General features: G+C 39.5%; 19 protein-coding genes. 1 reads left to right on the forward strand and 18 read right to left on the reverse strand.

Features of this window, described 5'->3' with window-relative positions; translation table 11 throughout:
* The first annotated feature begins 245 nt into the window (after positions 1-245).
* Positions 246-2,741 (forward strand): zinc-dependent metalloprotease, encoded by a 2,496-nt coding sequence (locus GILLI_RS08150; protein ID WP_006988620.1) that lies wholly within the window; start codon positions 246-248, stop codon positions 2,739-2,741.
* Positions 2,742-2,866: 125 nt separating this feature from the next.
* On the opposite strand, the gene GILLI_RS08155 is transcribed toward GILLI_RS08150, so the two are convergent.
* From GILLI_RS08155 to GILLI_RS08240, 18 genes are all read right to left on the reverse strand, one after another.
* The gene (locus GILLI_RS08155) at positions 2,867-5,854 is read right to left on the reverse strand and encodes a heavy metal translocating P-type ATPase (RefSeq protein ID WP_006988621.1); all 2,988 of its coding nucleotides are present in this window, start codon (positions 5,852-5,854) and stop codon (positions 2,867-2,869) included.
* A 139-nt stretch (positions 5,855-5,993) separates the two neighbouring features.
* Positions 5,994-6,314 (reverse strand): four-helix bundle copper-binding protein, encoded by a 321-nt coding sequence (locus GILLI_RS08160; protein WP_006988622.1) that lies wholly within the window; start codon positions 6,312-6,314, stop codon positions 5,994-5,996.
* A 93-nt stretch (positions 6,315-6,407) separates the two neighbouring features.
* Positions 6,408-6,977: a helix-turn-helix domain-containing protein gene (locus tag GILLI_RS08165; protein WP_006988623.1), complete on the reverse strand. Its 570-nt coding sequence runs from the start codon at positions 6,975-6,977 to the stop codon at positions 6,408-6,410.
* A 60-nt stretch (positions 6,978-7,037) separates the two neighbouring features.
* Positions 7,038-7,631 (reverse strand): DUF3347 domain-containing protein, encoded by a 594-nt coding sequence (locus GILLI_RS17705; protein ID WP_006988624.1) that lies wholly within the window; start codon positions 7,629-7,631, stop codon positions 7,038-7,040.
* A gap of 79 nt (positions 7,632-7,710) precedes the next feature.
* Complete coding sequence (locus GILLI_RS08175) at positions 7,711-8,412, reverse strand: PepSY domain-containing protein (RefSeq protein WP_006988625.1); 702 nt, start codon at positions 8,410-8,412, stop codon at positions 7,711-7,713.
* Positions 8,413-8,647: 235 nt separating this feature from the next.
* Positions 8,648-9,217: a hypothetical protein gene (locus tag GILLI_RS08180; protein WP_006988626.1), complete on the reverse strand. Its 570-nt coding sequence runs from the start codon at positions 9,215-9,217 to the stop codon at positions 8,648-8,650.
* 85 nt (positions 9,218-9,302) lie between these two features.
* Positions 9,303-9,764 carry a heme-binding domain-containing protein gene (locus GILLI_RS08185; RefSeq protein WP_040506919.1) on the reverse strand — a complete coding sequence of 154 codons (462 nt, stop codon included), beginning with the start codon at positions 9,762-9,764 and terminating at the stop codon, positions 9,303-9,305.
* A 3-nt stretch (positions 9,765-9,767) separates the two neighbouring features.
* On the reverse strand, positions 9,768-10,385 hold the full coding sequence (locus GILLI_RS08190; RefSeq protein ID WP_006988628.1) for a DUF3347 domain-containing protein: 618 nt from the start codon (positions 10,383-10,385) through the stop codon (positions 9,768-9,770).
* 35 nt (positions 10,386-10,420) lie between these two features.
* A complete protein-coding gene (locus GILLI_RS08195; RefSeq protein WP_040506509.1) occupies positions 10,421-13,051 on the reverse strand; it encodes a multicopper oxidase domain-containing protein in 2,631 nt (876 codons plus the stop codon).
* A gap of 139 nt (positions 13,052-13,190) precedes the next feature.
* The gene (locus GILLI_RS08200) at positions 13,191-13,685 is read right to left on the reverse strand and encodes a DUF305 domain-containing protein (RefSeq protein ID WP_006988630.1); all 495 of its coding nucleotides are present in this window, start codon (positions 13,683-13,685) and stop codon (positions 13,191-13,193) included.
* A gap of 74 nt (positions 13,686-13,759) precedes the next feature.
* Entirely contained in the window at positions 13,760-14,329 is a 570-nt protein-coding gene (locus GILLI_RS08205) for an AraC family transcriptional regulator (protein ID WP_006988631.1), read from the reverse strand.
* A gap of 43 nt (positions 14,330-14,372) precedes the next feature.
* Positions 14,373-14,822 carry a hypothetical protein gene (locus GILLI_RS08210; protein ID WP_006988632.1) on the reverse strand — a complete coding sequence of 150 codons (450 nt, stop codon included), beginning with the start codon at positions 14,820-14,822 and terminating at the stop codon, positions 14,373-14,375.
* Positions 14,823-14,890: 68 nt separating this feature from the next.
* Positions 14,891-15,496: a DUF2911 domain-containing protein gene (locus GILLI_RS08215; RefSeq protein ID WP_006988633.1), complete on the reverse strand. Its 606-nt coding sequence runs from the start codon at positions 15,494-15,496 to the stop codon at positions 14,891-14,893.
* A 33-nt stretch (positions 15,497-15,529) separates the two neighbouring features.
* Complete coding sequence (locus tag GILLI_RS08220; RefSeq protein ID WP_006988634.1) at positions 15,530-17,287, reverse strand: efflux RND transporter periplasmic adaptor subunit; 1,758 nt, start codon at positions 17,285-17,287, stop codon at positions 15,530-15,532.
* On the reverse strand, positions 17,277-17,636 hold the full coding sequence (locus GILLI_RS08225; RefSeq protein WP_006988635.1) for a four helix bundle protein: 360 nt from the start codon (positions 17,634-17,636) through the stop codon (positions 17,277-17,279). The genes GILLI_RS08220 and GILLI_RS08225 overlap by 11 nt, the downstream gene beginning before the upstream one ends.
* Before the next feature lie 54 nt (positions 17,637-17,690).
* Positions 17,691-18,992 carry a TolC family protein gene (locus GILLI_RS08230; RefSeq protein WP_006988636.1) on the reverse strand — a complete coding sequence of 434 codons (1,302 nt, stop codon included), beginning with the start codon at positions 18,990-18,992 and terminating at the stop codon, positions 17,691-17,693.
* Positions 18,993-19,003: 11 nt separating this feature from the next.
* Positions 19,004-22,858, reverse strand: coding sequence for an efflux RND transporter permease subunit (locus tag GILLI_RS08235; protein WP_006988637.1), 3,855 nt, complete (start codon positions 22,856-22,858; stop codon positions 19,004-19,006).
* A 125-nt stretch (positions 22,859-22,983) separates the two neighbouring features.
* Complete coding sequence (locus GILLI_RS08240; RefSeq protein WP_040506511.1) at positions 22,984-23,394, reverse strand: HYC_CC_PP family protein; 411 nt, start codon at positions 23,392-23,394, stop codon at positions 22,984-22,986.
* Between the last annotated feature and the right edge of the window lie 54 nt (positions 23,395-23,448).

Here is a 23,448-nt window from a genome sequence, read left to right on the forward strand (position 1 = left end):
TTCTATAGAAATCCTGGAGAATTCTTGCTTTACCTTAGCTTATAAGCTTGCATTGAGGGAATAGATTTTTCCTGTAAAAAATATTTAACCTGCTCAAAAATGTTAAATTTTAAGATTTTTTAACTCAACGTTAAACCTTTTTATAATTTTCACGTCTAAGGACTATCCGGAAGGCTGGTCTTTTTTCGTTTTTATTTTCGATTTAAGTTTATTTCCTTCTGTATTAATAATTAAAATAACTTTTCATGACCAAACAATTTTCTTACAAACTACTTCTGGTAGCTTTGTCTTTATCTGTTTCCGGTTGTGCTGTATTTCAGCCAAAAGACAAAAAAGGCACGGCACAAACCTCAGAAAAATCGGATTCAAAAGACAAAAATGGCATCAAACCTTACGACAAAGTAATTACCAAAGAAGCCAAATCTGATGAAGGTTTATTCACCGTCCATAAAGTAGATGATAATTACTTTTACGAAATCCCTGACAGTCTCATTAACCGCGAAATGCTAACCGTAACCCGGATCGCAAAAACCGCAACTGGAATTGGTTTTGGTGGTGGAAAGCAAAATACAGAGGTGCATCGCTGGGAAAAGAAAAACAACAATATCCTGCTCCGCCTCGTTTCTCACGAAATCTACGCTGCAGATTCCCTTCCGGTTCACGAAGCGGTAGTGAATTCAAATTTCGACCCTATTATTCAATCTTTTGCAATTAAAGCAATATCCAAAGATTCTATAAATTCCAGTTATGTTATTGATGTAACAGATCTTTATACCAAGGACATTCAAACCTTGGGATTGCCGGATCGCACTAGAAAGGAATATAAGGTTACCAGACTGGATGATAGTAGATCTTACATTGATACCATTCGCAGTTATCCTGAGAATGTTGAAATACGCCACGTAAAAACGTACAATGCTGGGGAACCACCTTCCAATGCGAGTACCGGATCCATTTCCCTGGAATTTAGTAATTCTATGATCTTACTTCCAAAAGTACCTATGGAACGCCGTTATTTCGACCAGCGTGTTGGATGGTTTGCAAGAGGACAAACAGATTATGGTCTGGATGCTCAGGAATCTAAAACAGTGCGATATCTTGACCGCTGGAGACTTGAGGTGAAAGATGAAGACATTGAAAAATTCAAGAGAGGAGAATTGGTTGAACCTAAAAAACAAATTGTCTATTATGTAGACAGAGCTACTCCAAAACAATGGATCCCATTTATTAAGCAGGGTATTAATGACTGGCAGGTCGCTTTTGAAGCCGCCGGATTCAAAAATGCCATTGTTGCAAAAGATCCCCCAACAAAAGAAGAAGATCCGGACTGGAGTCCTGAAGATGTGCGGTATTCTGTAGTACGATATTTAGCTTCGCCTATTCCTAACGCGAATGGCCCGCACGTAAGTGATCCCCGCTCCGGTGAAATCCTGGAATCTGATATTAACTGGTATCACAACGTAATGACCTTACTAAGAAACTGGTTCTTTGTACAAACTGCAGCTATCAACGAGGATGCCCGCGGAGTTCAATTTAAAGACGAAGTGATGGGAAGATTGATACGCTTTGTATCATCTCACGAAGTTGGGCACACCCTGGGATTACCGCATAACATGGGAAGCAGCGTAGCCTATGATGTTGAAGATTTGCGCGATCCTGAATTCACCAAAAAATATGGTACCGCTCCATCTATCATGGATTATGCTCGTTTCAATTACGTAGCACAACCCGGAGATGGTGATGTGGCGCTTATGCCTGAAATTGGTGTTTATGATAAGTATTCAATTTCCTGGGGATACCGTCCAATTCTGGATAAAAAAGGGAAGGAAGAAAAAGAAACCTTAGACCAATGGATCCTGAAACATGCCGGAGATCCAATGTACCGCTTCGGAAGTCAGCAAAGAAGTGTTATCGATCCTAGTTCACAAACCGAAGACCTTGGTAGTGATGCCGTTTTGGCAAGTCAATATGGGATTGCAAACCTGAAGCGTATTGTTCCAAACCTTATTGAATGGACTGCTGAAGACGGAAAAAATTACGATGACCTTAGTACAATGTATGGTCAGGTCCTGGGACAGTATAACCGATATATGGGTCACGTAGCAGCAAATATTGGAGGGGTTTATGAAATGTATAAAACCTACGACCAGGAAGGGGCTGTTTACACCCATGTGGCAACAGAAAAACAAAAGAATGCCATGAAATTCTTAGAAACTGAACTTTTCCAGACTCCGGAATGGTTAATAGATCAGGAAATTTTCAACAAAGTAGAATTTGATGGAAATATGGAACGCGTAAGAAACTTTCAGGAAAGAACCCTTTCCAATTTACTTGACTTCGGAAGAATGGCGCGATTGATCGAAAATAGTGAGGTCAATGGCAGAAATGCGTATTCATTGATCAATATGATGACCGATGTAAGGAGCGGAATATGGAGTGAATTAAATCGCGGAGGAGCCATTGATGCCTACCGTAGAAACCTTCAACGCGCATACCTATCCAGAATGGAATACTTAATGACAGAGGAGCAACCATCCCGAAGCGGCGGATGGGGATCTGCCGGATCTCGTATCGATGTGGCCCAAAGTGACATACGCCCTGTTGTACGAGGAGAACTTGTGACGTTGCAACGTAACATTAGAAATGCGGCAAACAGATCAAATGATCAACTAACCAGGTATCATCTTTTAGATGCTCTGGAGCGAATTGATCTTATTCTAAACCCTATTGCCAAGGGATAAACTTTTTTATTGATCCAATGTAATTAGGATCATTTTCCAGACCCTGCCCGGCCCCACCCGGCAGGGTCTATTTTTTTAAAGGCAGTTATTTCCATATTTTTTTTAGAAATACCTGTTTACTATCCTCATATTTTTGACTTTTTAAGTCTTAGCGCGTTTGCTATTACCGAAACAGAACTAAAACTCATTGCCAATGCCGCTATCATTGGTGAAAGCAATATTCCAAAAAATGGATACAATACCCCTGCAGCAATAGGAACTCCTGCAGTATTATAAAACAAGGCGAAAAACAGGTTCTGCTTAATATTCCTCATTACCTTTTTGCTTAGCTCTTTTGCCTTTAAAACCCCTTGCAGGTCTCCTTTCACCAGAGTGATCTTTGCGCTTTCAATAGCTACATCGGTTCCGGTTCCCATCGCGATCCCAATATTGGATTGTGCCAGTGCAGGAGCATCATTGATACCATCTCCTGCCATTGCTACCTTCCTGCCCTCTGCCTGCAAGCGTTTTACTTCGTTGAGTTTGTCTTCCGGCAGCATTCCCGCTTTAAACCCAGAAAGGTGTAATTCCTGCGCAACTGCCGCGGCGGTGATTTTGTTATCCCCGGTAAGCATATAAACCTCTAACCCGGCATCCATCAATTCCTGGATTGCCTGTTTGCTGGTTTTTTTGATGGGATCTGTAATAGTGATGTATCCAACTACTTTTTTATCGATTGACAAAAAAGAAACTGTCTTACCTAATTGTTGCTCATTTTCTACTTCCACTTTTAAATCTAAAGGAATTTCAGCATTTACATGGTCCATCAGTTTTTCATTCCCAATTGCAAGCTCCTTCCCATCCACATTTCCAGAAACACCCTTTCCAGTAACCGAATTAAAATTGGAGGCTTCAATTAAGGACAGGTTCTTCTCTTTAGCATATTTAACGGTAGCTTCTGCCAACGGATGCTCACTCATAGAATTAAGGGAAGCGATGTATTTTAGAATGGAATCTTCAGAAAAATTTGAATCGGAAGAAACCACTTTTTCCACTGAAGGTTTCCCTTCGGTAATAGTCCCTGTTTTATCGATTATAAGGGTATCTATTTTATCCATGTGCTCCAAAGCCTGTGCGTTTTTGATAAGCACCCCATTTTGTGCACCTTTCCCAACGCCCACCATTACAGACATTGGCGTAGCTAACCCCAAAGCACAAGGACAGGCAATGATTAAAACAGCGATGGCATTAATTAGGGCATAGGCATAACTTGGTTCTGGACCGTAAACAGCCCAAATAATAAAGGTGATAATAGCGATAAGAACCACTATAGGAACAAAATACCCCGAAATTTTATCGGCTAGTTTTTGAATGGGTGCCTGTGAACGGCTGGCATCATTCACCATCTTGATAATTTGGGCCAGCAGGGTTTCATTCCCCACTTTTTCAGCTTTCATGGTAAAACTCCGGTTGCCATTAATAGTACCTGAAGTCACTTTATCTCCTTCCTCTTTATCCACAGGAATGGGTTCCCCGGTGATCATAGATTCGTCAAGACTACTCGAACCTTTCTCAATAATCCCGTCTACTGGGATCTTATCTCCGGGTTTTACCCTTAAAATATCGCCCACCTGAACTTTATCTGTAGCCACAACCTCATCCTGCCCATTTACAACCCGAATGGCAGTGTTGGGGGCAAGCTTTAACAAGGCTTTAATAGCGCTGTTGGTTTGACTATGTGCCCGTGCTTCGAGTAACTGGCCTAATAAAACCAAAGTTAAAATCACGGTTGCCGCTTCAAAATAAACATGTACGGTTCCCATTTGGGTCTTAAATTGCGCCGGGAAAAGATCCGGAAACAACAAGCCAAAAACACTGAATATCCAGGCAACACCTGCGCCAATACCTATTAGGGTGAACATGTTCAAATTCCAGGTTATAATAGATCTGTACGCCCGTTCAAAAAACATCCAGGTAGCATAAAATACAACGGGTATGGAAAGCCCCAGCTGGATCCAGTTCCAGGTTTTCATATCCAACCAATCATATAGCGGGTTTCCCGGGATCATTTCAGACATTGCAATAAGAAATATTGGCAAGGTAAAAGCAACAGCAATCTTGAATTTTTTGAGGAGTTTTTGATAGGTTTTTTTCTCTGCCGAAATATCTGCCTCCACAGGCACCAGGTCCATTCCGCAAATGGGGCAGGAACCCGGTTCATCCTTAATAATTTCCGGATGCATGGGGCAGGTATATTGTGTGGCAGATGCTTTCAAACTCATTTCTTCTACCAGGTCCATCCCGCATACAGGGCAATCTCCGGGTTCATCATAAGTTTTATCACCTTCGCAGTGCATGGGACAATAGAAAGTTCCGGTGCCTTTGCCTTTAGCTTGTTCATTTTCCGCTGTTGCGTCCGGGATATGATCTTCTCCCGGTAAAAATATCTGGTAATTCCCCCCGGCTTCTTTCAAAGCTTCCCGAAATTTTTCAATTCTAATTTGCGAATCCATTTCAACGGTCGCTATTGCTTTTTCAAGATCTACCGAAACGTTTTTTACTCCCTCAACAGAATTTAGAGTTTCTTCTACATGCGTTCGGCAACCATTACAGGTCATCCCGGAAATCTCATATTCCTGAATAATAATTTCATTCCCTTCCTCATCTTTAGAAATCCTGACTGGGAAAATATTGTAATTACCACCTCCATCTTTTAATGCCTCTTGAAATTTTTCAATTTCGATATGCTTATCCATTTCAATGGTAGCCCTTGCTTTTTCAAGATTGACAGAGGCTTTGCTTACTCCCTCAATTTCATTAAGGGTTTTTTCAACATGGGAACGACAACCGTTGCAGGTCATGCCTGTTACGGAGTACTGATGGGTCATCGTTTTCTCTTCATCAGAAGGAATATCTTTAGCCAGGTTTGAAATGCTGTATTTTCCCCCGGCATCTTTTAGTACTTGCTCGAATGTTTCCAATGGGATGTGGGAATTCATCTCAATAACGGCTTCAGATTTTTCAAGATCAACTGCAGCCTTTGAAACTCCTTCTACCTCATTCAACATTTTCTCAACATGAGTCCTGCACCCATTGCAGGTCATTCCCGTAATTATATATATATGTGTCATCATGATTCCTTCAATTTGATCAAAAGTATGGAATATCCCACCCCCGGGCTTTTAAAATTATAGAAAAAACATCTGAATTTTTTGTATATCCTCATAAAAAAACCCGGAGAAATTCTCCGGGTTTCTTATCTAACAAAAATTCTTAAGCAGCATATTGTTTGCAAGCTTCTGCACATTCCCTGCAGGCTTTGGCACAATCTTTACAATGCTTATGGTCGTGCTTCCCGCATTCATCGGCACAGGCATTACATACTTTTATACAGTAATCAATAAGGCCCTGCACATCTTTATAATTGGTAGATAAAACCTGATTTAGAGCTGCGCATACTTCAGCACAAACCCTGTCTGTACGAATACACTTAACCATCATTTTTACATTTTCCTCATCCAGGCATGCATCAGCACAATAATTACAGTGGTTGATACAATTTCCCAGAGCATGAATCAATTTCTCATTTCTCATAATATTGGTATTTAATTAGTTATAAATAAAATTACCACTATGCATTAAAAATAACCTTTAAAGAAACTATAAACCTTTGAGAAAGTTTGTTAATCAATGAGAATCCAGCGAACTCCTTTTCTTTACATGATCAAGTTTATATTGGGAGGGAGTAAGACCTGTACTTTTTTTAAATTGGGTAGATAGATAAGCGGCACTGCCATAGCCAAGGTCCGTTGCGATCTCCGAGATACTGAGTTCATCATATTCCAGTAACTCCTTGACCCTTTCGGTCTTTATTTTCTGCTGAAATTGCTGAATACTTTTGCCATCCATCCTTGAAAAAAGCGAACTTAAATGGCTGTAATCCATATTTAATTCGTCGCTAAGGATTACTGAGAGGTTGTTTTTGCTGAAGTTCTTATCATCATAGATGCCTTTGATGATAACCGATTTAATGCGGCTAACGAGTCGGGAGTTTTTATCTTCAATAATCTCAAAACCAGTATTCAACAGTTCTTTGGAAAGTTCCTCTCTTTCCTGAAAGGTTAAAGTCCTTAGAACGGAAACTTCACCCAGCGAAATTGTACCAACTGGAATATCCAGGCGTGAAAATATTTCGCTTACAGAAAGTATGCAGCGGGCGCATACCATATTTTTAATAAAAAGGACATTATTTTCCATATTTCCGGAAGAACCCGAACTAAAAAAAACCCGGCGAAGGTTATTCGCCGGGAAATTTAATTATTTTATTGTGGCCTCAATTCTACCACATTTCAACATTTTATCACCATAGTACGGATTTCTGATCTCTTTGGAATTTGAAAACCAGTAATCTCCTTTTCCTTCAAATGCCATAGGGCAATATTGCTTATAGATCTCTCCTGAAGCAATTGCGCCATTAAGCAAAGTTTCCATAGAGGCAGTAAGTTGAGAAAATGCTTCCCGTTGCTTATTTACATCACTACTGGTAGAAATATTTCTTGCGGCACTTACAAGCCCGGCATTCACCTCTGTATTTTCTATTGACGCTATCATCATTTTTGCGTGATCCTGTGCCATAGTTGCATCTGTTTTTACCAAAGCAGATTTTATCGCGATGTAATGATTATAAATTTCAGCTGTTTTATCGTCTTTAAATTTCGCCGAGGTAGCATCCATATCCTGGTCATCCATCATAGGCTCATCCCTGTCCATATCATGGTCCATGTTCTCCTGGTGCATTTCATTTTGCATAGGTGTTGCAGAATCCTCTTCTTTGGCCTCCCTACAGGACACCAGACTTAAACTCCCTACAACTGCTGCCAAAACCATCACATTTTTAACTTGTTTGTTCATTTTCTTCATTTTTAATTATTACAAATTTAGGTTATTTTGTTTATTCTTTAATTTTCGATTTATCGAGATTGTTTATTTTTTATTTTTTTAAAATTTTTCTAACAGATGGAGAAGACGTATACCACAAAAGAAACCCGCTGAATACCGTAATTAAACCTAACAAGGAAAATCCTCTTAATATCAGGTTATTAAAATCATCCCGCCCTTCATAATCCATAGTATGCGTCATCCACAGGAAATCAAACCACCTCCAGTCCCGATGTCTTATACTTCTAAAGGTAGCATCCTCAATAGATACATAGGCCTTTAGGTTATTCGGCGATTTGAAAGATAATACGTAAGCCGGTAATTTTCCGCCCCTGTATTCGTGGTGGTTATCTGTTTTATCAATCCTTTCCACCCCTGTTACTTCAAGCCCCTGCACCATATGTTTTTGGGCTACCAAAATGGCTTCTTCTCTGCTTAACTCATTCTTTTTCTCCCCGGTACTGGCATTTATTAGCTTATTTTCATCTACCAGGTAGTAAGGTATTCCACCAATATCTTTAAGCTCAATGGAGTTGATGGGAAGATTTGCATTGGCTTTGGCCGGACTAATCAAATTGTAGAAAGAAGGGTTTTCAACGTGATTCTTTCTGAAATCATCCCCGTGGATCTCGTCAATATCTGTCCAACTAAAATACAAACCGCTAATGGTCCACACTAAAAATTGAATTCCAATAAATAAGCCTAAATACCTGTGAGTTTTTCTAATTTTTTTAGCAGTATGTCTATTTACCATTAAAAGCTTATTTATTTTTTGATTTATGTTTAAATAGGCCTTAAAGATAAAACATTAAGTATAAAATATCTGATAAGCCAAACACTTCTAAGGAAAGTTAATTTGTTATAAAAAAAGTATTCCGGAAATTATATTCCGGAATACTTCATCCTTCCTGTTGTTCATAGTAACTAATCATTAAAACAGCACAAGGTAACTAACAACCAAAACAACTCTTTAATTAATTGGATCTCAATTACTGTTTTTTCTTTTTATTCCCTTTTTGTTGTTTTTCCATCTCAGCCTGATGGGCTTTCATTTTTGTTTGCATTTTATCCATCATTTCCGGGTTCTCATGTAAGAAATTGATCATTTTATCCATCATTCCTTCAGCCATCTGCGGGTTCGCCTTCATTTCAGCATGCATATTTTGCATCATAGCTTCTTTCATAGCCGGATCTGCCATCATTTTATCCTTCATTTTATCCATCATCTTCTTTTGCATTTCCGGATCGTTCTCCATTTTCTCCTGCATCATTTTCTTCATTTTTTTATCCATCTCGGGATTCGCTTTCATAACCTCCATCATTTTCCCACTTTCCATCATTTGCATATGGTCTTTCATTAGCCAGGAATCTGCCTCTTTGCTGGCATGAGCCACATTCATAAATTCCATGAATTTTGTTTGATCGTTTACTATCTCCTTGTAAACATCATTTCTAAATTCATTCTCTGCCAAAGCTTCAGATGCCGTTTGCGTAGTTCCACAACTAATTGTTAATAAACTTAGAAGTGCTACAATTGATACTCGAAATACATTTTTCATAATATTAAAATTTAATTAATAATTAATTATTTTTAAACTCATCTCCTTTCACAAAACACGTGTTTGTTTCAAAAGGATTTCCTATTTATTGATTCCTTAAACTATCTTGTAATTGGTTTACCCAGGTTAAAACCAGCTCTTTTTCAGCATTAGAGACCTTAGCACTTCTATGTATAAGCGTATAAGAATCCAACGGCATTTCATCCTGTTCTACCTGACTAATAAATGATTTCAACTTACTCATTTTACGCCTATCGGAATATTCTCCAAATTCATTAAAGTTGAATTCTTCTTTCCCATGCTCAATATGATCTTCTAAAAACATGGCTACAGGTTGAATTTTATTATACCAGGGATAGTTGGTATTGTTGCTATGGCAATCATAACAAGAAGTTCGCAATATGCTTTCTACCTCCTTTGGCGGATTGTAACTTGCAATAAAATCTGAGGCCGGCACAATATCACTTTGGTTGCGCTTAGCAGGCACAAATTGAATAACCACCAACGCAACCAATGCAATAATTGCAAGAAATTTTAATCCCTTAATCAATTACACCTCTTTTTGTACGGTTCCACAGGTTAGCATTTTACTGCCGTAATATGGATTTTTAATCTCCTTAAATTCACTTAACCAAATTGCACCTTTTCCATCATTAAACATTGGGCAATAAGCCTGATACAGTTTTTTTGAAGTTCCTGTGATTGCAACCAAGTCGGCCATGTCTTTGCTCAGAATCTCAAAATGCTCTCTTTGGTGATCCATTGCACTTTCAGCAATATGCTCTGCGTGTTCTATAGCATCTTCTATAATATCATTTAGTTCTTTTTGCTCTTCTTCAGAATATTTAGCAACATCAAATGCTTTAAAAGCACTCACTACTTTTTTTCCTGAACTTGCAGCTGCTTCCGTATTATCTGCAACCAACGCATTTTTAAGTTCTAAATAGTTCACAACAATAGCATCGGATTCAGATTTATTTTGATCCATCGCCATATTATCAGATGAATTCATTGAAGAATCATTCATTTCCATGTCATCATGTTCCATCTCCATATCGTCTTGATCCATTTCATGATCATCTTCTTTCTTAGTATCCCGGCAGGACGTAACCGTAAATATTAATATTGCCAAGAGCATTAGCCCTAAAATTGGTTTTAAATTTTTCATTTTGTTTATTTATTAGAATTTATATTTAATCGTTATTAAAACCTTATTGATAAACCTCCTCCGGCACCAAATCTATTTTCGTAGCTGCCCATTAAAGAGAAGTTTTTAGATAAGAAATATTCCAATCCAGTACTCCAAACAACTTCTTTTTTAAAATTATCGCCGGCAGGTAGATCATTTACCCAACCAAAATCTGTCTGATATTCATACACTCCAAAAATGGCCGTTCTTGGGAAAATCATAATCTCTCTGCTTAAACTAATTTGAGGGCGTAATTCACTATCTATTCGCACATCCAGATTGAACAAGTAAGGAGTTAGGTAACGAATCCCTGCAATCGCCGTAGTATTAAGTTCCTTTATACTGTCTTCCATTTCATTCTCCACATTTACCCCTCCAAAAACACGTAGATAATCAAATAAGTAACGCTCATAACTAAATTCAGCTTCTAAATTCTTATTCCAGCCATATTCTGCGGTTATGTTGAATTGATTACGAATATTGGAAGTCACTAAGTTTAATTCCGTCATATGTGAAGCTGCGTCCAGCATTCCCCAAGAGTACCACATATCGGTTTCTTTAACCAATTTTGAAACCGGAAATTCTTCTAAACGCTCATCTCTAGGGGTGTCATAAGAAAAAACTCTAGCCATTCCTCCCATCATGTGATATAGTATATGGCAGTGGAAGAACCAATCCCCATACTCATCACCATAAAATTCGATGGTGATCTTCTGCATAGGAGGAACATTTACGGTATGCTTTAAAGGGGAGTATTCTCCATTCTCATTGATCACTCTAAAGAAATGCCCATGCAAGTGCATAGGGTGGTGCATCATGGTTAGATTGTTAAGGGTAATTCTAGTAACCTCATCACCTTTAATTTTAATCTTATCAGTTTCTGAAAGTGGCACTCCATTCATACTCCAGATATACCTATTCATATTACCGGTAAGGTTTAATAGGATTTCGTTTACAGGAACATCTTTCTCATAGGAAGTTTTTTCCGGAGATTTTAGATAATTGTAATTATATTCTGAAAACATATCCATCCCTTTCATTCCTTTCATTTCCATTTTAGAGTCGTCTTTCATCTCCATTTTAGAATGATCTATTTTTGACATTGACATCGAGTCTTTCTTCATTCCTGCCCGTCCGGCAGGCGGGTCCATTTTTGAGTGATCCATCTTGGAATGGTCCACCATCATAGTATCCTCCTTCATCTCCATTTTAGAATGATCTATTTTTGACATTGACATCGAGTCTTTCTTCATTCCTGCCCGTCCGGCAGGCGGGTCCATCTTGGAATGGTCCATTTTGGAATGATCCATTATCATAGTATCCTTCTTCATCTCCATTTTAGAATGATCCATTTTTGACATTGCCATCGAGTCTTTCTTCATTCCTGCCCGTCCGGCAGGCGGGTCCATCTTAGAATGGTCCATCATCGTGGTATCTTTCTTCATATCCATCTTAGAGTCATCCATTTCTGAATCGTCCATTTCCATACCTTCCATTTGCATTCCATATTTGTCCTGCATTTCAAAACGTTCATCTTTCTTTGGCTGGAATTTTAACGCTGGAGCACCCATCTTCATTTTCATTTTGGCCATTTCTTGCATCATAGCAATTTTATCGGGTCTTGGTACATCTTCTGCTTCAATCACTTTTCCAGATCCTAAAAATGCTGAGGCCATTCCAGATCCATCCTGGGCTGTGATTCTAAATTCTATTTTTCCATTTTCAGGAATTTCAACAATAAAATCGTAGGTTTCTGCAACAGCAATAAATGTTTTATTTCTTTTAACAGGTACAACATTCAATCCGTCTGCAGAGATCAAGGTAGGGGTCTCCCCTCCAAATGTCATCCAAAATGAAGTTGAGGCAGAACCATCAATAATTCTTAACCGTACTTTTTCCCCTGCTTCAAATTGAGGATATTCTACTTTTTGTTCACCATTTATTAAAAAAGCAGGATAATACACATCTGCAATATCTGCTCCCTCCATTCGTTGTCTCCAAAAATCTACCTGAGCACCTAATGCCCCCCGGGCAATTACCTGGTTTAAGGGCGTGGATGTACCCTTTTTCATATTATACCACTCGTTTCCCCTTTTCAGGTTTCTAAGAACATCTCCAGGTTTCTCATTGGTCCAGTCTGAAAGTATTAAGACCAATTCTTTATCATACTCAAATACTTTCTCTTTAGGCTGAATTACAAAAGAACCAAAAACACCACTTTGCTCCTGAAGCATGGTATGTGAATGATACCAATAAGTTCCAGATTGGGTAATTGGAAATTCATATTTAAAAGTACTTCCAGGTTCTATAGGGGGAGTTGTTAAATAAGGAACTCCATCAAAGAAATTAGGTAAAATTAATCCATGCCAGTGAATGGAAGTTTCTACACTCATTTCATTTTTTACATAAATAACAGCATATTCTCCTTCTTTAAACTCGAGGGTAGGTCCCGGAATACTTCCATTCACTGTCATACCCATTACATTTTTCCCCGCTTTATTTACCATTTCCTCTTTCAAGGTCAAGGTGTACTCATGCTCTGGCAAATTATCCGGATTACCTTCTCTGGCCTCAGGGTTTTGAGAAAAACCCGTAACGCCAACAAAAAGCAGGAAAATAACAATTAAGCAATTATTCTTTTTCATACGTAGATATTTAATGGTCTCCCGATAGATTCTATTGGGAGTAATTCGCATATCTTCAGCGGTTTTGGTATCCTATTCACGTTATACTCATTTCATAATCTTTTTTATTCCAGCAATTTTTGAAATCAAAATGATTTCATTATTCCTTAGCATTCTCCAACCTTTCGATCATTCTTTTCATTTCGCTTATTTCCTTTCTTTGGGCTTTTATAATATCCTCAGCCAGTTTTTTTACCTCTGGATCTGATATAGCTGCACGCTCACTCGTTAAAATAGCAATAGAATGGTGTGGAATCATAGCTTTCATCCACAGCACATCACCAATTATTGGACTTTGAGCCCTTACCAATCCTAATGCACCTAAAAATAGCACCAAGCTGCCTACATAGATCGCGATGTTCTTTTTCCTATTCTTGTACATATTGAGCATAAGGGAGAGCATTATAACCGCCATTGCCGATATTCCTAAACAGCTCATATAAAACCGAGTCAGACTAAAATAAACATGGTCAAATGCATAGGTGTTTAGATACATTGTGATATACATGGCCAAAAAGGATAAACCAAGCATCAGGAAAAACTTAGCGTAATTATTTCCTTTCATTTCGTGTTGACTTTTTTCTTTTGAATTCATATTGGTTAGTTTCTGATTATCACACTAAAGTATTGTAAAACTGCCTCTTAAGTTGTTAAAATTTTGGATACTATCTATAATATTTGGTCTAAAGAATTCCTAAAATTCTCATTTAAGCCTTTATATTCTGTCAAACTCATGCCTGTTTCATTCTTAAACTGACGAGATAAATAATTCATATTATTATAATCTAAAAGCTGACTTATCTCTGTAAAATTATATTCCTGAGACTGAATTAATTCCTTTACTTTCTCAATTTTCAGCTTTATAAAATACTTTTCTATAGTGATCTTTTCGGTTATTGAAAATAACTTACTGATTTTGGAATAATCTGTATTTAGGTGATCCGAAAGGAAGTTCGATAAAGTTCCTTCGGTTTTAAGAGGCAGTTTTTTTAATAGCTTGATAAGCTCAATTTTCACTGCTTCCGAAAAAACTGCCTCGGGACTGCTAATGAGTATAAAACCATTTTCAGCTAAAACCTTATTCAATTTCCGCTTATCAGAAACTTCATCTTCAGTATCAATAATCACTCTTCCTAAAATAACTTCCAAAGTATGTACGCCTTCAGCATTTAATTCGTTTCTCACAACCTTAATGCATCGGTCGCAAACCATATTTTTTATGTAGTATTCTTTGGTCATTATTGTTTGAAATTAAATCATTAGAAATCTGCCTCCATAATAATTACTGTCCTTTTTCCATTTGATTTTTATATTTCTTATAAGAATCCTCAGTTTCAAAATAAGCAACTGCTCCATCCTTGCTGGAAAGTATTATGTAGGCTTGAGATTTGTCTATCATCTTGCCACTAAATGGGTCTTTTCCCATTCTTGCATTTTCATCATTATTCAATTTACCTACGCACATTTCACAACATCCATAATAGGTTTTCCCATCTACCGGAACAGGGATTTGCGTTGTACCCATATATGCATTGTTTACCATACAAACCAATTCGTTAGGAATATGATCCCCTAATTGATAATTGGATGCTAAAACTTCCTTTTCCTTTGGCGTATCTATTGTTTCCTGAAGCGTTATGGTCTCTTTATCTTCTTCCTGTGTATTTTTACAACCCACAAATGCAATGCTTAGCACCAGTACTACACTTAACTTTTTAATTCTATTTTTCATGATCTTTTATAAATGTTTTTAGAGTTTTAAATAAGAATCTCTTATACCTGTTTGAATTAAAAATTGACTTATTTTTTGGATATTAGAACCTCGAACGGAATCTCAATTTTAGATTTTTCCCACGCCAGAGAGATAACCCCTTTATTGTTCTTTTTATCTTCTACTATGTAGGTAAGTGCCTCTTGATTGGATGCCAGGTTTTCTGGAGTGATTGTAGTAACAAGAACATCCTCTGCCTCTCTATATTCATCTTTCCCATGTTGATCCCATTTAGAATTAAACATCACTTTCCAGGTCTCTTTACCGGGCACTACAAAAAAACCATATTTTCCGGCAGGTAAAACTTTACCATCTATCTTCAAATCTTTATTGGTCTCTATCCAGGTTGCTTTATGAGCCCCTGCCTGCCATACTGTGTTATAGCCTACCAAACCGCCAAAAACCATCCTGTTTCTAACACTTGGGGAAGAATAGTCTATATGTATATGGGCATCTCCAACCATTGCCATTGCACTGGTATGTGGACTTAAACTTTTAGCAGGTGTATCTGTATCAGATTTATTTTCTGAATGCATTTGATGGTCTTGTTCTTTCACATCATTTTGCTGCTCCTTTTTTTCATTACCACAGCTAATCAACGCCAGGCATAAAACAATTAAAATTGATCTTTTCATATTTGTAGAATTCTTTAAATTAAATTTAACATCTTATTGTATCGTTTCTTTTAATTCCCCGCAGGTTAGCATAGCACTGCCATAGTAAGGGTTTTTAACTTCGGAAGAAGCACTTAACCAATCGGCTCCCTTGTTGCTATCTGCCATTGGGCAATGCAGCACATAAAGTTCTTTATTGGTTAACTGAAAGGTTTTTACCATTCCTATCATCGTTGTAGAAAGTTCGTCAAACCTCTCCCGCATACTCTCAATTTTGGCCGCACCGGAGATGATCACGGCATCGGCTTTTAGCTCCTTTTCATAACTTTCCCACACTATTTTAGCTTCCGGATTGAAACCATCTACAGTTCCAATACTTTTTTCAAATGCTTGCGCGTGCTGTCTGGCTTGGGAATAATTATCTTTAACCAGTGCGTCCTTCAGCCTGAGATAATCATCAACCAGCTTATTAAGATCATTATTTACATTCTTGCTTACTTCAACCTTAATTTGTCCTGTCTGGTCCTGCTGCGTCTGGCCATGGTCATGGCCGGTACTCTGCTTACCTCCATCTGGATTCATCATACTTGTTCCGCCAGATAACTGCACCGCGGCATCTACGGTAAAGGCTCCGTTGGATACAATTTCTTCCCCCGGCTCAAGGCCTTCCTGTACTACATAAGAATCTCCAAGGGAAGGACCTAAAGTTATCTCCCTAAGCCTGAAGCCGGCTCTCCCATCTACATCTGTCTTTACATAGACTATAGAGCGTTTTCCTGTCCAAAGCACTGCCGATTTCGGGATGATCAATTCCTGGGTCTGGCCGGCACTCATAGTATTTTTTACTACACCAGATGCAAACATTCCCGGCTTCAATCTTCCGTCTTTATTATCTACTTCTACACGTGCTGTGGACACCCGCGTTTGGGAATCCAATAGCGGATCTACAAAACTGATCTTTCCTTCAAAGGTTTCTCCCGGGAAAGAGTTTATGGTGAATTCCACTTTGCTGCCTTCTTTTACCCAGGCAAGCTGCCCTTCATAAAGATCAAATAAAACCCAAACCTTGGAAAGGTCTGAAATTTCATAGATGGGCATGCCGCGTTCTACATAATCCCCCAGATCTACCATTTTTTCGGTTACAATTCCATTTACATCGGCTCTTATAGAAAAGCGCTGTATGGCCTTTCCGCCCGATAATATTTGCTCTATCTGAGCGTCTCCTATCTTCCAGTTTCTCAGTTTTGTCTTTGCGGCTTCAAATAATTCAGGCTGACTTGACCTTATAGCGGCAGCCTGGAGCAATTCTTCCTGCGCTGTAACCAGCTCTGGCGAATAAACGGTTGCAAGGTTTTGGCCGCGACTCACTTTCTCGCCCGTAAAATTAATTGCCAGTTGTTCTATTCTTCCCGGAATATGGGTGGACTGGGAATAAGAAGCTCTTTCGTCTACCTGTACCTTACCGTTGAGCCTCATCTCCCGCGAGGCATCGCCTCTTCCCACCACCATCGTCTGCACATTGGCAAGCTTCATTGCATTTTCACTCATTTGGTACAATCCCGGATCTCCCCCATCTCCTGTAATTTCCAGCGGAATAAGGTCCATCCCACAAATAGGACAGGACCCGGGTTCATTTTGCCTTATCTGGGGGTGCATGGAACAAGTCCATATTTCCTGATGTTCTGATGATCCAATATTTTGATCATCTGATGATTCGGTCTTATGATTATTTGATGGTTTTATTATCCATCCCGCAATTAGCCCTATTAATAAGAGGCCAATTGCCAAAAGTATGTTTTTTCTATTTTTCATTTTTTCTGTTTTTTATGGAGGAAGAAATAATCCTTGAAAGGAGTTTTTTAATGGATAAAATTTTTATTAATAGGTCCCCTGGTTGAGGATAATTTAGACTTTTCTCACACAACTGAAGCCAATATTCTGTTTCATCGGCCTCTTTCATAGCAATTACACATTTTGAAATAAAATCATTCCGGCTATGGGCATTTTGAGCCTCCCTCATATTGGCTCCTATAGAAGTCCCTGATTTTAAAAGCTGCCTGGAAATCACATATTTTTTATTACTCTCCAACAATTCAGAAAATTCAATAATAGAAAGAGCAAAGTCAAAACTCAGTTCTAATATTTCATTCTTATTCTCCATTTTTTATAATTATTAAAAATACCTTTTATTCAATTCTATCATCAAACCATCATATCATCGTGCCATCAAATATTCCAACTTTGCTTCAGCAATTACCCCGGTTTTTAAAACCTCTATTTTTTGGGTTTGGTACATCAATACATCCTGGTTCATTTGAAGTACCTCATCAAAATCGATAATGGAATTGCTGTAGCCGGAGATCAACAACTTATTGGCCTGACCGGAGCTTTCAATTTGCCGGTCAAAAAGATCAAGAAGTTTCTTTGCCCTGTTTATTTCGTAAAGAGCGGTTTCATACTCATTTTGAAGCTCATTTCGCTGTGCTTCCTGTTGTTCCAATACACTTTCTCCCATAAATTGAGCTTCTTTTCTGGCTGCATTCACCTTCTTTCTGAAAATGGGAAGCGTAACTGAGAGCATAGGCATGATTGCGTCCTGACCGTTCATATCGGGATTGGCATCGGTACGTTTTGAGATTATGGAATAATCTACCCCCAACCCTATCATAGGCAGGCCTTCCTTTTGTGCAATAATTTCCTGCATTTCATAGGCCTCTTTTTGTTTCTCCAATCCTGTTAAAGTTGGATGTCCTGCAAAGGATTCAGAATTTTCAATTACAGGAGCTACTTCTCCCAGCATAAGCGTATCCTGAATGCTTACTGCTGCCAGAGGTTCCCGTCTTAACATCAGGTTGAACCTGGTTTGAAGGGGCTTACGCTGCTCCTGTAGCAATTCAATTTCGGTAATGGCAGCATCCCTTTGTATATCTACTTTTACCACATTTACCATGGGAGAACCTCCGCTTCGGAATCGACTTAAGGAAAGTTCCCTGTATGAATCAAGAATAGAAAGGTTCTCCTGTTTAAGCTGAATGGTTTTTTCAAGCGCATATAATTCGGCATAAACAGATTTTATATCAAAAAAGACCTGGTTTCTTAGATCCAGGTAGTTTTGAAAAGAAGCTTCGGCCATTAAATTCGCCGCATCTTCTTTGGCCTTCAGGGTGCCGAACCAGGGAAACATCTGCATTAAATTAAACCTTGCTTCCTGGGCTCCCACGCGTGTTTCTATCATTCTCCCAAAGGCGCTCACCGTTAGGGTAGGATCTGGCAGGGAAGCCACCTGTGGCGCCCGTTGCAGGGCAGCTTCAAACTCGGCATAGGAAGCCTTAAGTTTCGGATTATTCTCTGCGGCCATTTGGAGATAGGCATCAAGAGTTTGAGCCTGAGACTGCCCTCCCAACGTCCAAAGGAGGAAAAACAAAAAGCCCCCCAGCCCCCGAAGGGGGAAAAGCCCCCCTAACCCCCGAGGGGGGAGTTCTGAACCGAATTTCTTTAAATTTTTATATGTTTTCATTATCAATTTTTTTATAAATTATTAGCCACCGGAGAAGTATTTCCCCCTTCGGGGGCGCCGGAGGAGGATACCACCCGCTCTCTCCAGTATGCCTGTAATACCGGTACTACAAAAATGGTCATTATCTGTATGATCATTCCACCCACGATAGGAATGGCCATAGGCACCATAATATCTGCTCCTTTTCCGGTGGAGGTCAATACAGGAAAAAGGGCAATTATAGTAACGGCCGTGGTCATCATTGCAGGACGCACCCGCTTTAATCCCGCTTCCATTACCGCAGCCCTAACTGCCGGAACGGTTTGAGGATTTCGTTTTTCAAATACCTGGTGTATATAGGTTCCCATAAGTACCCCATCATCTGTTGCTATACCAAATAATGCTATAAATCCAACCCACACGGCTACGCTCAGGTTAATGGTTCCCATTTGGAAAAGTTCCCGCATATTTACCCCGCTTACAGCAAAATCCATAAACCAGGGCTGGCCATAAAGCCAAATCATGATGAAACCTCCCGCAAAGGCAACAAATACCCCTGAAAAATGTATAGTCGAGGCTATGACAGTCTTGAACTGAAAGTATAATAACAGGAAGATGATGATCAAACTTATAGGGATCACGATAGAAAGCCTTTTTACAGCCCTAACCTGATTTTCATAATTTCCCGAAAATTTATAGCTCACCCCGGCCGGAACAGTTAATTCTCCAGCATCGATTTTATCCTGAATGAATTTTTGGGCATCGTTCACAACATTCACCTCAGCATATTCCGTGCGCTTATCAAATAGAACATATCCTACCAAAAAGGTTTCTTCACTCCGTATCATTTGAGGCCCGCGTGTGTATTTCAATTCGGCCAGTTCTCCCAGCGGAATCTGTGCCCCCGCCGGGGTGGGAATTAAAATTCTTTCTATCGAAGAAGGGTCGTCCCTTAGTTCCCTCGGATACCGCACCCTTACCGGATAACGTTCTCTACCTTCTACCGTGGTGGTGATCTCCATACCCCCCACAGCGGTTTCAAGAGTTTGCTGTACATTCTCTATACTAAGACCATAACGCGCAATGGCATTGCGGTCTATATCTATTTCCAGGTACGGTTTACCCACCGTCCTGTCTGCAAATACAGCTTCTGCTTTTACTGAAGGAACCTGCTTCAACAGACCTTCGAGCTGGATCCCAAATTCCTGGATGGTTTGAAGATCTGGCCCATACACCTTTATTCCCATTGGTGCCCGCATCCCGGTTTGAAGCATTACCAGCCTGGTTTCAATGGGCTGGAGTTTGGGAGCCGAGGTAACCCCGGGAAGGTTTGACCTGCTTATAATCTCATTCCAGATATCATCGGGACTTTTTATATGTTCCCTCCAGTTTCTGAAGTATTCACCATCTTCATCAAGTATTAGATCATTGGCAGAGAATCCCCTGTTAAGCGCATCCTCATTGCTCAGGGTATCTCCCGACTTTAAAATAAACATTCCTTCGTCATCTACCTTATAAGATACTGGGCGTCCTCCGGGAGTAAGTTCATATTCGGACCTGTAATTGATCACATTCTCATACATAGAAATTGGAGCCGGATCTAAAGCGCTTTCTATCCTACCCAGTTTACCTACCACCACCTCAACCTCGGGAATGGCAGTTATTGCAATATCCATTCGTTGCAGCGATTCCTTAGAAGATTCAATTCCCGCATGAGGCATAGAGGTTGGCATAAGAAGGAAACTTCCCTCATTTAAGGAAGGCATAAATTCTTTTCCTACCCCCGGAAAGGAATGGGACATAGCACTCCAGCCGGAGGTGGTGCGCACATTCCAACCTATTTTATCAAACCCATTGGCAACAGGGCTAAAGATCTTTGGAAATCCAAGCCAAATCAATATTCCGAAGAAAATGGTTATTACCGGCACCAGTAAAAATGCCCCTTTATTCTCCAGGCACCAGTTGAGTATGGGCCTGTAAAATCTTACCACGGCCATGAGTAACAACAGGGTAATTGCAAGTAGGACTATTACAAAGATATAATTCGAAAAAAGGGAGTTTTGATACCCAAGCGGTACCCATTCCCCGGTGAGGAAAAATAAGGTAACTGCCAGGATAATAAACAAGGTGATCTGGGTAGAATATTTCCCCAGGAACTCCGGATTTCGGTCTTCCAGAAGTCTTACTAAACCAATGAGTACAAGAGCAAGTGGCAACCAGAAACTAAACCAGATTGCAAGAAAAAGTCCGGCAACTATGAGAATAATATTCCAGATCCTTACCATTCTAGCCTTTTGCAGGCGAATATTAAATGCAAAATAGGCAAGCATGGGTAGGATAATTAAGCCTATCAGGAATGCAGCCGCAAGGGCAAAGGTTTTGGTAAAGGCAAGTGGCCTGAATAATTTTCCTTCAGCATTTTCCATAAAAAATACCGGTAGAAAACTCACCACCGTTGTAGCGATGGCGGTGGTAACGGCCGGTGCCACTTCAGTGGTGGCTTTATGAATTATCCCAAGCAATCTTGAATCTCTGGCTCCCGCATTTTTCTTCATCTCCAGGTGCCTTATTATATTTTCTACAAATACGATCCCAACATCTACCATTACCCCAATTGCGATAGCTATCCCTGAGAGTGCCACCACATTGGCATCTACCCCAAAATAGCGCATGGCAATAAAGGTGATTAACACACCAATGGGCAGCAAACTCGAAATTATAAGAGATGCGCGTAAATTCAGGACAAGTACAATAATAACCAGGATACTAATTAGGATCTCATGAGAAAGGGCGCTCTCCAAAGTGCCAAGGGTTTCATTGATAAGTTGGGTCCTGTCATAGAACGGAACAATAGTAAGTTTGCTAATTGTTCCATCCGCAAGGGTTTTTTGGGGTAATCCCGCAGATATTTCTTTGATCTTATCCTTTGTATTCTCAATAACCTTTAAGGGATTTGAACCATACCGGGCAACAACAACTCCGCCAACCACCTCTGCACCACCTTTGTCTAAAATGCCGCGACGCTCTGCAGGCCCTAAATTAACCACTCCTAAATCTTTGATAAGAATCGGTTTATTATCTACCGCTGTTACAACAGAATTCTCAATATCCTCTATAGATTCTATATAGCCAAGCCCCCGCACCAGGTATTCCACCTTATTGATCTCAAGGGTTTTTGCCCCAATATCCCGGTTGGAATTCTGTACCGCCTTCATCACCTGGTCTATCCCGATATCAAAGGCCTTTAGGGCATCTGGATCTACATCTATCTGGTATTCTCGAATGAATCCTCCTACCGATGCTACTTCTGAAACTCCTTCAGTTCCACTTAAGCCAAGTTTTACATAGTAATCCTGGATAGAGCGCAATTCGTGCAAGTCCCAACCCCCGGTAACATTCCCTTGAGGGTCACGACCTTCCAAGGTATACCAATACACCTGACCCAGCCCGGTAGCATCGGGTCCCAGGGTAGGTTGTACCCCCTGCGGAAGCAATTCAGAAGGAAGCGAATTTAGTTTTTCCAACACCCTGGTACGTGACCAATAGAATTCTACATCTTCCTCGAAGATGATATAAATGATGGAGAACCCGAACATTGAAGTACTCCTAATAGATTTTACCCCTGAAATTCCCAGTAAAGTGGTAGTCATGGGATAGGTAATCTGGTCCTCAATATCCTGGGGGGAACGCCCAGGCCAGTCTGTAAATACAATTTGTTGATTTTCCCCTATATCCGGGATCGCATCAACCGGTACAGGATCGCTGGGCAGGAAGTCTATGTTCCAGTTAAAAGGCGCCGTTACTAATCCCCAGCCTATTATAAAGACCAGAATGAGTATAGTTACCAAACGGTTGTATAGAAAATATTTTATGAGTTTATCAAACATTTTTTTTGATTATTTAATGATATAATCCTTTAAGAGCATAAGCAAATGATTTTCAAAAAAAAACCACAACAATGCTTTAACGCCGGAAAGCTAAATGCTTCGGCGGAAAAAAAATCATTAGATAATCAAATAAGGAAAGTGTCGTTAAGAACCGGGAGGTCCTTGACGATAAGAGGCGGAGTATAATTTTTAAAAGGGATAACCTGCTGCGGTAAACCTTCAAATAAATTACTATAGGAATAGGTGAAGACAGTTAAAAATAATTGTTGGTTGAGGTCCAGAGATTGAAATGATATCTTAAGTTCATCCTGACCCTCTACTGAAATGTTCTGGTCACTACAACAATTATCCTCATCCATCAAATCAATCTCGGAATGAGAATGCATATCCATTCCGCAGGTTTTTGCTTCAGAAAAGATGGCTTTGTCTACTAAAATACTTCCGCAGAAATGTTTATCTACAGTAAATGAAAATGTAGAGAAGAGCACTAAAAGTGCCAGGGTTGTAGAAAGCAATTTTTGAACAGCCTTTTTCATCGTTGTCAAAGATAAACAATATTTAGTTATCCGGGTTAACTACTTTAAAAATCA

It is taken from the genome of Gillisia limnaea DSM 15749, assembly GCF_000243235.1.
GTDB classification, from domain to species: domain Bacteria; phylum Bacteroidota; class Bacteroidia; order Flavobacteriales; family Flavobacteriaceae; genus Gillisia; species Gillisia limnaea.